Source organism: Klebsiella sp. PK01 (assembly GCF_057624675.1).
Map to the genome: position 1 here is coordinate 553,457 of NZ_JBYEZM010000003.1, position 13,822 is coordinate 567,278.

The window sequence follows — 13,822 nt, forward strand, 5'->3', positions numbered from 1 at the left end:
GTGAAACAACGCGCGGCACTTGTACGGTCAGCCACACAAACCGCAGCCGGGGAAAGCCGTCAGGCTAGGCCGTATGTTGGGGGACATGAACACGACACTGACCCCCGCAGACCTCGATCCCCGTCGGCAGGCCATGCTGCTGTACTTTCAGGGATACCGCGTAGCCCGCATTGCTGAAATGCTGGGCGAAAAAGTTGCAACCGTTCATAGCTGGAAGAAGCGCGATAAATGGGGCGAGTATGGGCCGCTGGATCAGATGCAGCTCACCACCGCCGCCCGTTACTGCCAGCTCATCATGAAGGAGCAGAAAGAAGGGAAAGACTTCAAGGAAATTGACCTGCTGGCGCGCCAGTCAGAGCGCCACGCCCGGATCGGTAAGTTTAACGATGGCGGGAACGAAGCAGACTTAAACCCGAAAGTTGCCAACCGTAACAAAGGGCCACGCCGCCAGCCCGAAAAGAATGTTTTCACTGATGAACAGACCGAAAAGCTGGAGGAAATCTTCCGCAACGGCATGTTCGAATATCAGCGCCACTGGTGGCAGGCTGGCGTAAAACACCGCATTCGCAACCTGCTTAAATCACGCCAGATCGGGGCAACATACTTTTTTGCCCGCGAAGCGCTGATTGACGCCATCACCACGGGGCGCAACCAGATTTTTCTCTCAGCCAGTAAGGCACAGGCGCACGTTTTTAAGCAATACATCATCGACTTTGCAAAAGAGGTGGATGTTGAGCTGAAAGGCGACCCGATGACCCTCAGCAACGGCGCGTGCCTGTACTTCCTCGGCACCAACGCCCGCACGGCGCAGAGTTACCACGGCAACCTGTACCTTGATGAATATTTCTGGATACCGAAATTCCAGGAGCTGCGCAAGGTTGCCTCCGGTATGGCCATTCACAAGAAATGGCGACAAACCTACTTTTCCACGCCGTCCAGCCTGACCCACAGCGCCTATCCGTTCTGGTCCGGCGCACTGTTCAACCGGGGCCGCGCCAAAGCGGACAAGGTGGATATTGACCTGACCCACAGCAACCTTGCACGCGGCGTGCTCTGCCCGGACGGACAGTACCGCCAGATCGTCACAGTGGAGGATGCGGTGCGCGGCGGCTGTAATCTGTTCGACCTCGACCAGCTGCGCATGGAGTACAGCCCGGACGAATACCAGAACCTGTTGATGTGTGAATTCATTGACGATCTGGCGTCAGTGTTCCCGCTCAGCGAGCTGCAGGCGTGCATGGTGGACAGCTGGGAAGTGTGGACCGATTTTCAGGCGCTGGCGCTGCGCCCGTTTGGCTGGCGCGAAGTCTGGATCGGATACGACCCGGCGAAAGGCACGCAGAACGGTGACAGCGCCGGGTGCGTGGTGGTGGCACCGCCAACCGTACCGGGCGGCAAGTTCCGCATTCTTGAGCGGCACCAGTGGCGTGGGATGGACTTCCGCGCCCAGGCTGACGCCATCAAAAAGCTGACACAACAGTACAACGTGACCTATATCGGCATCGACTCGACCGGCGTCGGTCACGGTGTCTACGAAAACGTGAAAGCGTTCTTTCCTGCCGTGCGGGAGTTTGTCTACAACCCCAACGTCAAAAACGCCCTGGTGCTCAAGGCATACGATATTATCAGCCACCGCCGTCTGGAGTTTGACGCCGGGCACACCGACATTGCGCAGTCCTTTATGGCTATCCGCCGCGCCACCACCGCCAGCGGAAACCGCCCTACCTACGAAGCCAGCCGCAGCGAAGAAGCCAGCCACGCAGATTTGGCCTGGGCAACGATGCACGCACTGTTTAACGAACCGCTGCAGGGCGAAGCCGCCAATACCAGCAATATTGTGGAGATTTTCTGATGGGAAAACGCAAGAACCGCCGCACCGCGGCTAATCACAGCACAAATGCCAGCGGTGGCGCAGCGACAGAGGCATTCAGCTTTGGCGACCCGATCCCGGTACTGGACCGCCGTGAACTGCTAGATTATGTGGAATGCGTGCAGATGGATAAGTGGTATGAGCCGCCCGTGAGCTTTGAGGGCCTGGCCCGCACTTACCGCGCCGCCGTGCATCACAGCTCACCGATTGCCGTTAAGCGCAACATCCTGACCAGCACGTTTATCCCGCACCCGCTATTGAGCCAGCAGGCATTCAGCCGCTTTGTGCAGGACTATCTGGTGTTTGGTAACGCCTATCTGGAGAAACGGACGAACCGGCTGGGCGGTATTTTGTCGCTGGAGCCATCGCTGGCGAAATATACCCGCCGCGGGATCGATCTCGACACTTACTGGTTTGTACAATACGGCATAACCACTCAGCCCTATGAGTTCACCAAAGGCAGCATCTTCCACCTGATGGAACCGGACTTAAATCAGGAGATTTACGGTCTGCCTGAATACTTGTCCGCCATCCCTTCCGCCCTGCTGAACGAGTCCGCCACGCTGTTCCGCCGCAAGTACTACATCAACGGCAGCCACGCGGGTTTCATCATGTACATGACCGACGCGGCGCAGAACCAAGAGGACGTGAACAACATCCGCCAGGCCATGAAAAGCGCCAAAGGGCCAGGCAACTTTCGCAACTTGTTTATGTACTCACCCAACGGCAAGAAAGATGGCATTCAGATCATCCCGCTGTCAGAGGTAGCGGCAAAGGATGAGTTTCTGAACATCAAGAATGTTAGCCGGGATGACATGATGGCAGCGCACCGTGTCCCGCCACAGATGATGGGTATCATGCCGAGTAATGTTGGTGGGTTTGGGGATGTGGAGAAGGCTTCCAATGTTTTTGTTCGCAATGAATTATTACCACTTCAAAAAAGGATGCAAGAAATAAACGACTGGTTAAAGGATGATATACTGCAATTTGAAAATTACTCCTTAGCTTAATTTTTAAAGTGGGAGGCATAGCCTCCCAAGAAAAAATCATAGCTATCTCAATGCCATTCTCAAAAGGCTGCGAATATATCTTGCACCGCTCAACGTTATACCCTCACCATGCACACAATATCCTAAGTGCACCATATCTTTTGCAAATTGCGTATTACCGTTTTTCCAGTATTTATTATTAAAGTAATGCTGAATCTCGCGAGATGATAGCAATGCGTCTGAAGCATTAATCTCATAAGATTCTATAATATCAGGCACAATTGTCGAAGCAATATAGTTTTCCACTAATTCTTTTTTCATATCCGAATGAAAAGAAAAGTCTTCCCCGCCTTGTTGTTCTCGGCTAGACATACGACTTGCAAATAATCGTTTTTTCAACTTTGTTAGTTCGAACTGTAATTTTTGCGATTCATCCTCCTTGATTTTAAGCTCTTCCTTTATTTTCTCCTTCTCTTCATGTTCTAAATTAGCCTTTTCTAACAATTTATTTATCAATTCAGTTCGTTCGGCATTTATCTTACTTAGCTCATTCTCATCAACTTCAATTTTTTCTTTCATTTGACTTACCCCTGAATTTTTTGGGGATGTCATTATGCTACGCATTGAGTTATAGCCTTCATCTAAACTTTTTAATCTCTCACCAAACCCGCTTTCTATTCTTATCAACAAGTCAGCAATATCTTTCGTAAATTTAAAAGTGTTGTTATAAAAATCATTACTTGTCTCAGTAGCTTTAAAATAAAAAACTGCAGATAAGCCAACAGAAAACAATGCCAGCACAGTTGATAATAAGGCTATAAAATCAAAGTTCATTGTGAAAGTTGCATTGTAGAATTTTAGAGACAGGAAAAAAACCACAATTATACTGATAATCGCTTTAACCCAGTCCCAGAGATTTGCTTTTAACATAGTTAGTTTTTCAGTTATTCAGTTGGATTAGATGGTAGGAATGTTAACCTTACTTTTCAGACTTAGTAAACACCTCAAACTTCAAACTCTTAAAATTTCCTAAATTTTTATCTGAGAAGTCTACAGATATGGCATGTTAAAAAGGAAGTTCTGCCAACTCATGGGTAAAGATTGATAATCTTACCTAGGGCGCGCGCTCGTATCCCCGCCACGCCTGCCCGCTTTATGTAGTGGTTTTCATGCATCTGCATGACATAAGCAAAGGCCCACCAATTCTGGCTGGCCTCGGCAAATATGATCTCCGAACGATCATGCGTTTTCATGCAGCATAGATATGCACAACGGAACTAACGCCTCACATGCTCGTTGTTCAACCTTGCAGGCGTCAGTATCAAGTCCTAACGCCAGCAACGTTCCTGTGTCTAACTGGAGAGATCCATTGAACGGGTGTAATCATGAGCACGGATTTTCGCCATTAGTTCATCGGTCAACTCTGATACCCACTGGATAGCAAGCCGCTTCTCTTCATCATCGCACTCACTAGCAGCTACAAGCTTCACAAAAAAATCAATGCGCTGGAGCTTTAACGACTCCAAAAAATAGTCCTGCATTTTCCCCTCCACTCAAAACAACTGTATATAAATACAGTATATAATTAACCGCTTAATGTAAAATGTTTTTTCTATCTTTCAAGCATATGGCATAAGTGAGATGCTCTAAAGAAACAACGAAATGAGGGACAAGATAATGCGCAAAGCATGTATTGAGCTTATGGCGGGGACTAATGCCGCATGCCTGGTTTCAGGCGAACTAGGCACTGGTCGCTGCCTTTACGTGGTTGTAGTAATGGAAGACATATTCGGTAAGCCTACAACTGAACAATGGCTTAAATCTTTAAGGCTTTGCGAAGCCAAGGCAGTTGAACTCAAGTATGAAGTTGCCCGCATTCGCGGCAGGAGCCTAGCCGGTTTGTGATCCTTCAATTTATGGCGGCTTAGTACCATTGCCGCTATTTATCATCTTCCTGTAGTCGTTGGTTCCGGTAGAAAAGGCGCAGGCCAGCGCTAGATGGAATACTGCCACCACGCAGAAGCAAATCGATCTCCCTGTCGCCGCCGTCAAAGCCCCTGGACCGCAGTTCATACTCCAGCTGCAGGCGCTGCTGAACGTCTATTTTCTGTTTGTAACCTTTCCGGCGTTTCGGTTTTACTAAGCGCAATCGCGTGTTTAGTTCCCGCAGTTCTTTTTTACCCATCCCGTACAGGTAATACTGTAGCTCCAGCTGATTCATGGTGGTTATGTCATGTTCTGCAGGTTCATTACCTGCTTCTGAATCGTTCGTTTTTTCCACTAGGGGACAGTTATTGCCACGAGTCCAAGGGGCGCAAGCGCCCTGGTCGGCTGTCGCCTCCTGAACGTCAACGGACTTACGAACCTTTTTCCACTTCACCGCGTGCGTGCAAATCTTGCCCTCTACAATCGGGGACCAGATGCCATAGATACGGATACCGTGATCGCCGTAGGCGCTCGGTTCTTCGTTAAGCTCGTAGGCCGTGCGGACAAGGTGATGTTTGCGGGGAACCAGCACACCGCCCTGCTTCATGATGTAGGTGGCAAAGCAGCCCGCATCAGCCGCCGCCAGTACCGCATCCAGACGCGGATTATCCAGTACCGGCGCGCCCGCTTTGCGTTCACCCTGCACTCTTGCCGCCTGACCAGCCAGCAAGCGCAGCTCGCGGTATGCCTGACGCCCCGGAATACCAAAGAAACGGAACTGCTGGACACGATGCAGTGACGCCCAGGCGCTGACATGCTCGGCGCTGTCACGCAGTGATCTGCCGGTTTCTTTGCTGATTTCTTTAGCCAGTCCGCGCCCGTCGATGTTCTTGCTGATGTATTTGGCGATATAGCTGGTCGGCGTCCCCTTACGCGGGTTGATAAGCTCGGACTTGAAGCGCGGCCCGGTATTGGTGCCCAGCTCCTCGCGGTCTTCACGGATGGCAAACTTACGCAGCAGTGCGGTGATGGAACGGCGGTCTTTTTTGCGCATGAAGCACAACAGATGCCAGTGCACGGTGCCGTCGTGGTGCGGCTCTGCCACCCGGACACCATACCAGCGCAGCCCGGCCTTGTGCATTGCCTTGCGGAAAGCGGCGAAGGTATCAACCAGATAATCACTGCTCTGCCGGACAGTGGCGCTGGTCCATTTCGGATTAGGTCTGCCGTTGTTGAGGGTTGCGTGGAAGCGTGACGGGCAGGTGATGGTATAGAACACCGCACAGTCGCCGCGCATTTCCGCTATCAGCTCCAGTCCCTTAACACAGGCCATCATTTCATTACGGCGGTGTGCCGGGTTGCTGTTGCTGGCGTTCACCACGTCTTCCATGTCCAGTGTGTCGCCGTCTTCGTTGACCAGCTCATGCGAGCGGAAGAACTCCAGAGATTTGCGGCGCTGCTCCCGTTTATGGATCACGGCTTCATAGCTGACATACGGGGACGCTTTTTTGTTGACAAGGCAGACGGCGCGCAGTTGCTGCTCCCGCCACTCGCAGCGCATCTGCCACAGTTTGCGATACCACCAGTCCGCGCACAGCATACGCGCCAGCGACGGTGGGATCAGTTCATAAGGCACCGGCTTGCGGCGGCGCTTCTTGCGGCGCAGCTGCTCAAAGGCAGGCGGGATGACCTCAAGGCGCATGACTTCTGCGGCAACCCTTTCCCATGCCTGGCGGATTTCTTCTGGTTTAACATCGTCGCTGACAAACAGATCACCGCAAGCCGTATCAAGACACATGCTCATATGTGCCGCTACCAGTGTTGAAAGGCGCTTGACCTGATCCTGATTCATTTCAGGTAGTACCAGCAGCCCTTCCAGCCCGTCGTGGCTCGCCATGAACCGGAAAGACGCAGACACCTGACTGTCACGCACGCGCTCCAGCCGCTCAAGACAGGGCCTGATGGTTTCACGCAGGTAGCGGGAATAGGCTTTTGCTCTGCCCAGACTATGGAAATATTTAATCCGCTCCAGCAGAGGCTTGCTGATATGGGACGGCATGGCGTTAACGTCAGCCAGAATGACCAGATCGGGATTAAAACGCTGCTGCTCGCGCGCCATTTTGGCACGACTAATCAGTCGGTCCTGCTCCATTTCGCGCTGGACAGGATCACGGGATTCATTGAAGAAATAGCGTTCCCAGACCTCATCGCTCAGCGCCTCACGGCGCAACTGCTCCAGCTCGTTATCCGCAGCGTAAAGAGCGATCAGGTTTGAAAGCGCAGACTCCGGCGCAACCTCCGCCGGGTCCAGATAGGGGTTAACCGCTTTTTTAGGGTTATTCCATGAAAAGGCCACGGCGGCCTCATTCGAGCCGCCGGTGGTTGGTTCATTATGTAATGTGAATTTACTCACTACCACGCCCGCACCTCAGTTTCCACCGAGATATCTGGACCGGACGCCAAATCGACACCAAACCAGTCTGCTGATTTTATGGCGATGATTTCAGTTGCAGATTTACTCTCACCGGCAGCCACACCCATGCTGCGCTTTGCAGTGATGCGATGGCGGGTAAAATTACGATAAAGCGAACGGGTCAGGGACGTGTCACTGTTGGACACGATAACCGGATGACCTTCTGATGACCGGCGCTCAAGAATAGACGCCAGATGATACTGATCGTCCTCTGTAAAACCGGCAGTGTGATAACCGCTAAATGTGCCATCGTATGGCGGATCACAATAAACAACATCACCAGCCTGCAGCAGCGCCAGTGTTTCATCATAACTGGCACAAATAAACGTTGCGCGTTGAGCCTTTTCTGCAAAAGCGAGTATTTCACTTTCAGGAAAATAAGGACTTTTATAGTTACCGTATGGAGCGTTAAACTGCCCTTTCTGGTTATAACGGCATAATCCACGATAACAATGGCGATTAAGATAAAGAAACATAGCTGCGCGCCATTCTGCGGGCCAGTGGCGATCACAATTAAACTCCTTACGTATACCGTAATAATCTTCTGCGGTGTTATTTTTATCAAATAACCCTTTCGCAATAGTAATTAGTAATTCAGACTTGTTTTTAATGACGCTGTAAAGGCTGATCAGGTCAGGATTAATATCTGCGACAAGATAATGAGGATAGTCTGTCGCCATCATCACAGCGCAGGAACCCGCGAAAGGTTCAACCAGTCGCGGACCAGCGGGAAGGTGCTTAATCAGTTCCGGCATGATGGCGGTTTTATTTCCCGCCCATTTCAGGATGGTGCTCATACAGCACCTCCATTGTAGTGTTTGCCTTTCAGCTCTGCGATTTCCTGACAGGTGACGCAGCACTGCACGCCCGGAATGGCGCGGCGGCGTGCTGGCGGGATAGGTGCATCGCAATCAATGCAGAGAACACGGGAAACGCCCGGCGTTTTATTGCGGGCGGTGTGGATGTGGCGCTGGCGTTCTTCTTCAACGCGCTGCTGTACAAGGTCCATTGAATCAGCCATCAGTGGATCTCCTGCGCTTCGTTCTGAATCTTCAAAGCTTCCTGACGCAGCAGCTCAGCCGCTTCCGTGTGGTTAAGCTGACGTGACACGATACGAGCAGCTAAAGAATCCAGACGCGCAGCCATCACATCTGCACGTCCCCGACGTTCTTCTTTGCGTGCTTCACTCAACAGCAGGTTAAGACCAGCATCATCTGGTCCGGTTTTAGTGTTACGGATTTCAATATTTCGCATCGTTGTTTCTCCTGAATTTGGGCAATAAGAAGCCCGGCGGGTTAACGCCATTAATTTCTGTTGTGGGTTAATTCGGCATGGTTAGCCGTTTGGGAAATAAGCTCACCACTGCACGAAAATGATTCATTGCTTTCACCAGTTCCCGCTTTTCGTCAGTAGTCAGATCACTAATATTGACGCCGTGACGTTCTGCCGGAATTTTTGCCATATAAAAAATGGCTGCCAGTGCCCGCTCATTCTGTTTATTATTTACGTCGCGTGGGTCGCGCATATCTTTAATAAACCTTTCAAGCTCCGGCTCAATATTCAGACCAAACACTTTAGCCCTCAATTCCGCAATATGGTTCAGTCCATCCAGGCGTTTACCGGGGCTTAATGGAACAGTCGCCGTAGCGCCTTCAATAGCCATGATTTCCCCTGTTTGGTTGTGGACAGGTCAGCCAGCAATTCATCCTGAGAGCGGCACGGGTGCCAGCGTTTGCCATCCTTCCCCATGATCCAGCCATGACCGTAGTGCATTGCCGGGCTTTGCTTTAGCAGAAGTGACGCGAAGGATGGTTCTTTAGACAGCATAACCACCTCAGATCAGACCGAACGAAGCGCCAAGGCCCGTCACGGTATCCACCGCGCTTGCCATCGCCGGGTTAGCCTGTAAACGCGCCTGCATCGAAACGGCAGCCAGTGCCATCAGACGAGTAACAGAGTTAATGCTGCTGATAACATCGCGGCGGCCTGCGGTGGTTTTCACATCACCCGAGACGGCACCGGCAGCAACACGTCCGATTTCAGCAGTAGCGCTCATGACGTAATGCGGCAGCTTCTCTTTTGCTACTTCGTTCATCGGTACGCATGGCAGGCAGTGAATCTGAGCCAGAAATCCGTCAACCAGCGTGGAGTCCTCAGTAAGATCGGTAAGCATCCAGATTTCCGACGGCGTGAGCTGATGCGGTTGCTCCGGGTTCAGTTTGTTACGCAGCGTCTGGACGTTCATTCCCGCTCGTTTTGCCAGCTTCGCCATGTTGTGACGCAGCGCAAAAGCCCGGCAGGCTTCGTCATAGTGCGGATGTTTGGAAACACGATAATCAAACATGATGTAAATCCTTTTCTATCCCAAAATGGAACTATCAGGCTTGCATTGTGACTTCGCAGCCTTGGGCCGCTTCCATCGTCAACGCGAACATGTTGATTTCGATAAGGCTGTTAACTCCGGCTTTTTTCCTGATGGGCAGGCGGTTTTCCCGGATCATTTGACGGGCATAACTAGGCTTGTAACCAGTACGGCGACAGAACTCATCCAGTGTGATGAATGGCTCAGATACCACAAGGTTAATGCTGGGGCGCATTGAAAAATTGCTTTTCATGATGCACTATTCCTCAGTTTGTGTTTAAAACTTCACTATTCGGAACTATTCGCATTCATTCCGAACACCACAAAACCGATAATAGGATCGCATTTTAAATATGTCAAACACAAAAGAGACCCCAATAGCGATCTCAGAATACAACTTTCCATCTCAAAGTGGTGGAAAAGAAGCCATAACTCGTATCCTCCAGGCCTATGGATTCAGTACCAGACAGGCTTTGTGCGATCACCTTGGGGTATCCCAGAGCACTATGGCAAACCGTTGGATGCGCGATACTTTTCCGCATGACTGGCTCATTGCCTGCCATCTTGATACAGGTGCATCCATGCTTTGGTTAACTACAGGACAGGGCACCCCCACCACAAAAATAATCAATGACAATGGATTGCTTTTGCAATTAAAAGAAATTTCAAACGGGATTTACTCATCTTCTGAACAGGTCCGTTATGACTCCTGCCTTATCCCCCCAAATGCAACAGATCCGTTCTTGGTGAAGTTTGAAAAGGCTTTCTATCTTGTGGATGAGTTCAGGGGAGAAATCAACGATGGAATCTGGTTGATTAAATTAGATGGTTTTCTGAGCATCAGGCAAGTTTATCGCCTTCCTGGCGGACGCTTACGTGTAGAGAATGGACCCGCATCCTTTGAATGCACCCCATCGGATATTGAGGTTAACGGTAGGGTGATCAGTAAAACAGCATTTACAGAATGAGCGAATTCGACTTTATACGGAAATAAGTTGAGGCTACTAGCATGAAAAAATTAATGGCAATCGTTACGTTAGGTTTAGTGTTTTTGGCGACACAGCCATCATATGCACGCAATTACCCATGCTCTGGAAAAAAAGGTGGCGTCTCACATTGCACATCTGATGGCAAATTTGTTTGCAATGACGGCACTATCAGTAAATCAAAACGAATTTGCTCTAAAAACTGATTATGGCTGTCTCAAAGTTAGCCAATGGTAAGTGGCAGGCTCAGGTCTTCCCCAACGGTAGGGATGGGCGGCGCATCCGTCGCCAATTCGCCACCAAGGGCGAAGCCATGGCCTTTGAGCGTCACATTAAGGATCAAGCGCAGGACAAGCCTTGGTTAGGAGAAAAAGCAGATAAGCGGCGAGTTACTGATCTTGTTGAAACCTGGTTCAACGCACATGGCGTTACACTCTCTGATGGCCTCAAGCGTAAAGGTGCAATGGAATTTGCCTGCTTTGCTATGGGAAACCCTCTCGCCACTGAATTTAACGCCAAACTTTTTGCAACCTACCGTGAACAACGTTTAAGCGGGAAAATTACACGTTCTGATCGGGTAAAAGCAGTGACTCCCCGTACCGTTAATCTTGAGCTGGCTTATTTCCGCGCCATGTTCAACGAACTAAAAAGACTGGATGACTGGAGTGCGCCCAATCCTCTCGAAAACGTCCGGGAATTTAAAATCGATGAGGCAGAGCTAGCCTGGCTGACAGTTGAAGAAGTTAAGCAGCTTCTGGCTGAGTGCGAGAAAAGCAAGGCGGAAGATTTAGTAACTATAGTAAAGATATGCCTTGCAACCGGCGCACGATGGGGCGAGGCGGAGTCACTAACAGGCAAGCAAATAAGCCCCGGCAAAATCACTTATATCAAAACCAAGGGCAAGAAAAACCGCGCCGTTCCAATAAGTGATGAGCTTTACGAATTACTCCCAAAAGTAAGAACATCAAAACCAGTCTTTACGGGGTGCTATTCTGCATTTCGAGGGGCGATTAAGCGCACGGGGATTGAGTTACCTGACGGGCAGTTATCGCACGTACTACGCCATACGTTTGCAAGCCATTTTATGATGCGCGGTGGCAACATTCTCGTACTGCAACGCATCCTTGGCCACACTGACATTAAAGTAACGATGCGCTATGCTCATCTTGCTCCAGATCATCTCACTGAAGCAATTAAACTAAACCCATTGACATTAATAAACAATATAATTATTTGAATGGATGCCACTATGTATAATCAAACAAAAAAACAATTTAAGGGCGAATGTCCACACTGCGAGAATATCATCGATTATCATGAATTAAAATTTCCAGTCACAAATGATAATGGGGAGATTCTCGCAAGATGTCAAAACTGCAAAGAAATGTTTGGAATTCAATGCAAAAACCCCGCTGAATCATATATTGTAAGCGGTGCTGAAAAAATAGATTATTTGGATTATGAAGGTGAATCCCCATCAACCTTTCATAAGTTAAAAGTATCATTTAAGTATAATGGCGATGTATTCAGAAATAATCCAAAATTTGATTTCGAATCTTACAATCTTTATAAGTGCCCACATTGTGATGACAACTTAGAGAAATTAGCACACGAAAAAATGGTCAATGACTATCAAGAGTGGGGGCCGCGAATTTGCCAATATATATCAGAAGACATTTCTGGATATGGATATGATGCAGAAAAATCAATAATAAAAGTCGATTTCTCTTGCACTTGTGAATGTAAACACTCTGCATTATTTTACAAAAATTTCGATCATCGCGATTTTTCAGATGACGATTTCCTGCTTGGACATATAAGTAATTGCATTTCTCTTGAGGAAAGAATCGATGGAACCATTACAAAATCAGATTTCATTGAGTTGATAAAAAAATTAATGATTAGATGGGAGCTTTTATTTGAAAAGACTTACCTGATATTCCCTTACGTCGGGCATACGCGTTCAAAGAGTGATGAACTATTGGAACTGTGGGGAGAAATAATATCACAATCCGACTCAAACAAACTTAAGATTATAACCAAAACTCAAACATTGAATTCTTATAAAAATGCAGTATCTGAAGCTATTCATGATTATAATATTTTGAGCAAATTTAAATTCACACCAAAGGTAATAGATGATGCTATTAGGAACACTCGATTCCATGCAAAGATTTATTGTGGCGTAAATGACAATTATGTTGAATGCCTAAGCGGTTCAGCCAATATTGCAAAAGGCCCAACACATGAACAACTTACGTTTAAAAGCTATGATAGTTACGATACTTTTTATGAAAGATTTTTGAAAGTGTTTGATACTCGTAAAGTTGCAGATGATGTATTTAGCATTGTAGAGAAGAACAACTCTAACAAATGCCATGTTCTGTTCGATCAATCAGAAGGTTATCATCACTCGCAACTAGAAAAATCATCACTCATCGCACTCATCAAAAGTTAAAGCTTCAAAAGTGGCAGCAAAATGGCAGCAGACCAATTCACTATGCTTTCATATTCCCCAGTATTCGACGCCATAAGACGTTGAAATTGAAGTAACTTATTGTTTTATAATATTTAAGTTTGGGACTCATAATCGCTTGGTCGTTGGTTCAAACCCAACAGGGGCCACCAAATATCAAGGGCTTACGATTACTCGTAAGCCCTTAGTCTTTTCCAGGATACCTACAGAATACGGCAGGCAACTACTGCGGAGTACAAACGCGCTGGGTTAGAAGCTTGCAATATAGCGAACCAATCCGCTCACGGTTGAGCAGAGTTCATCTTATACCAGAGCCCGCAGCTCCTCGCGCATGTATGAAGAAAAGTACTCAGGATTCTTAATAACTATACGCTCGCCGGACTCAATTCGTTCCGCCCATCCAGCTAACGTTTTAGTAAATTCGGGATCCCAGCCCTCTTGAGTGCCCCGGGCATATACATCAGCCGCGCTGGCCGGAGCGCCTAACTCATTAAGATACTTGAAAATGCCTTTAGCCGTACTTTCATCCATGGTGTGCGGTGCTGAAGATGACGTGTTCATGCCATTAATAAAATCCAGTGCTTTATCAATTACTGCTGACATATTCTTATCCTTAAAATATCCACGTTCGGTACAAGGCTTTAATATGGACTATATTTTGCTTAAATATCAAAAGGTTTATCCATTTAATTGTTCAAATGTGAGCTATGTACAAATGGCTATATTTTTCTGCCGGGCAA

At 48.5% G+C, this 13,822-nt stretch carries 17 protein-coding genes; 6 read left to right on the forward strand and 11 right to left on the reverse strand.

Translation table 11 applies throughout. The annotated features are described in order from the left end of the window. The first annotated feature begins 85 nt into the window (after window positions 1–85). Together AC22LX_RS12305 and AC22LX_RS12310 are read left to right on the forward strand one after the other, a co-directional pair. Window positions 86–1,852 (forward strand): terminase ATPase subunit family protein, encoded by a 1,767-nt coding sequence (locus tag AC22LX_RS12305; RefSeq protein ID WP_047079049.1) that lies wholly within the window; start codon window positions 86–88, stop codon window positions 1,850–1,852. After that, window positions 1,852–2,880: a phage portal protein gene (locus tag AC22LX_RS12310; RefSeq protein WP_487334002.1), complete on the forward strand. Its 1,029-nt coding sequence runs from the start codon at window positions 1,852–1,854 to the stop codon at window positions 2,878–2,880. The genes AC22LX_RS12305 and AC22LX_RS12310 overlap by 1 nt, the downstream gene beginning before the upstream one ends. Before the next feature lie 42 nt (window positions 2,881–2,922). Here AC22LX_RS12310 and AC22LX_RS12315 read toward each other — a convergent pair whose 3' ends face one another. From AC22LX_RS12315 to AC22LX_RS12360, 10 genes are all read right to left on the reverse strand, one after another. After that, window positions 2,923–3,789 (reverse strand): hypothetical protein, encoded by an 867-nt coding sequence (locus AC22LX_RS12315; protein ID WP_487334003.1) that lies wholly within the window; start codon window positions 3,787–3,789, stop codon window positions 2,923–2,925. Between the two features lie 422 nt (window positions 3,790–4,211). Further along, on the reverse strand, window positions 4,212–4,400 hold the full coding sequence (locus AC22LX_RS12320) for a hypothetical protein (RefSeq protein WP_487334004.1): 189 nt from the start codon (window positions 4,398–4,400) through the stop codon (window positions 4,212–4,214). Between the two features lie 398 nt (window positions 4,401–4,798). Beyond that, entirely contained in the window at window positions 4,799–7,204 is a 2,406-nt protein-coding gene (locus tag AC22LX_RS12325) for a replication endonuclease (RefSeq protein ID WP_487334005.1), read from the reverse strand. Further along, window positions 7,198–8,055: a DNA adenine methylase gene (locus tag AC22LX_RS12330; RefSeq protein WP_213197707.1), complete on the reverse strand. Its 858-nt coding sequence runs from the start codon at window positions 8,053–8,055 to the stop codon at window positions 7,198–7,200. The genes AC22LX_RS12325 and AC22LX_RS12330 overlap by 7 nt, the downstream gene beginning before the upstream one ends. After that, window positions 8,052–8,279: a TraR/DksA family transcriptional regulator gene (locus AC22LX_RS12335; RefSeq protein WP_000785510.1), complete on the reverse strand. Its 228-nt coding sequence runs from the start codon at window positions 8,277–8,279 to the stop codon at window positions 8,052–8,054. The genes AC22LX_RS12330 and AC22LX_RS12335 overlap by 4 nt, the downstream gene beginning before the upstream one ends. Next, the gene (locus AC22LX_RS12340) at window positions 8,279–8,512 is read right to left on the reverse strand and encodes a DUF2732 family protein (RefSeq protein ID WP_049045152.1); all 234 of its coding nucleotides are present in this window, start codon (window positions 8,510–8,512) and stop codon (window positions 8,279–8,281) included. Before AC22LX_RS12340 ends, AC22LX_RS12335 begins: the two co-directional genes overlap by 1 nt. 67 nt (window positions 8,513–8,579) lie before the next feature. Continuing rightward, on the reverse strand, window positions 8,580–8,921 hold the full coding sequence (locus tag AC22LX_RS12345; protein WP_013098807.1) for a DUF5347 domain-containing protein: 342 nt from the start codon (window positions 8,919–8,921) through the stop codon (window positions 8,580–8,582). Then, complete coding sequence (locus AC22LX_RS12350) at window positions 8,885–9,085, reverse strand: phage filamentation protein Fil family protein (RefSeq protein ID WP_094819000.1); 201 nt, start codon at window positions 9,083–9,085, stop codon at window positions 8,885–8,887. Before AC22LX_RS12350 ends, AC22LX_RS12345 begins: the two co-directional genes overlap by 37 nt. A gap of 7 nt (window positions 9,086–9,092) precedes the next feature. Continuing rightward, window positions 9,093–9,602 carry a phage regulatory CII family protein gene (locus tag AC22LX_RS12355; RefSeq protein ID WP_094818976.1) on the reverse strand — a complete coding sequence of 170 codons (510 nt, stop codon included), beginning with the start codon at window positions 9,600–9,602 and terminating at the stop codon, window positions 9,093–9,095. A 34-nt stretch (window positions 9,603–9,636) separates the two neighbouring features. After that, window positions 9,637–9,873: a hypothetical protein gene (locus tag AC22LX_RS12360; RefSeq protein WP_062856346.1), complete on the reverse strand. Its 237-nt coding sequence runs from the start codon at window positions 9,871–9,873 to the stop codon at window positions 9,637–9,639. A gap of 100 nt (window positions 9,874–9,973) precedes the next feature. On the opposite strand from AC22LX_RS12360, the gene AC22LX_RS12365 reads away from it, so the two are divergent. The 4 genes from AC22LX_RS12365 to AC22LX_RS12380 are packed head-to-tail and all read left to right on the forward strand — an operon-like array spanning window position 9,974 to window position 13,064. After that, complete coding sequence (locus tag AC22LX_RS12365) at window positions 9,974–10,588, forward strand: phage repressor protein CI (RefSeq protein WP_200144663.1); 615 nt, start codon at window positions 9,974–9,976, stop codon at window positions 10,586–10,588. Window positions 10,589–10,641: 53 nt separating this feature from the next. After that, the gene (locus tag AC22LX_RS12370) at window positions 10,642–10,812 is read left to right on the forward strand and encodes a YdcA family protein (protein WP_458646137.1); all 171 of its coding nucleotides are present in this window, start codon (window positions 10,642–10,644) and stop codon (window positions 10,810–10,812) included. Window positions 10,813–10,814: 2 nt separating this feature from the next. Further along, window positions 10,815–11,843, forward strand: a complete 1,029-nt coding sequence (locus AC22LX_RS12375; protein ID WP_094818974.1) for a phage integrase — start codon at window positions 10,815–10,817, stop codon at window positions 11,841–11,843. A gap of 12 nt (window positions 11,844–11,855) precedes the next feature. Further along, window positions 11,856–13,064 (forward strand): phospholipase D-like domain-containing protein, encoded by a 1,209-nt coding sequence (locus AC22LX_RS12380; RefSeq protein WP_200144662.1) that lies wholly within the window; start codon window positions 11,856–11,858, stop codon window positions 13,062–13,064. 321 nt (window positions 13,065–13,385) lie between these two features. Here the strand turns inward: AC22LX_RS12380 and AC22LX_RS12385 are convergent, their stop codons facing one another. Beyond that, window positions 13,386–13,685: a DUF1889 family protein gene (locus AC22LX_RS12385; protein ID WP_015369626.1), complete on the reverse strand. Its 300-nt coding sequence runs from the start codon at window positions 13,683–13,685 to the stop codon at window positions 13,386–13,388. Between the last annotated feature and the right edge of the window lie 137 nt (window positions 13,686–13,822).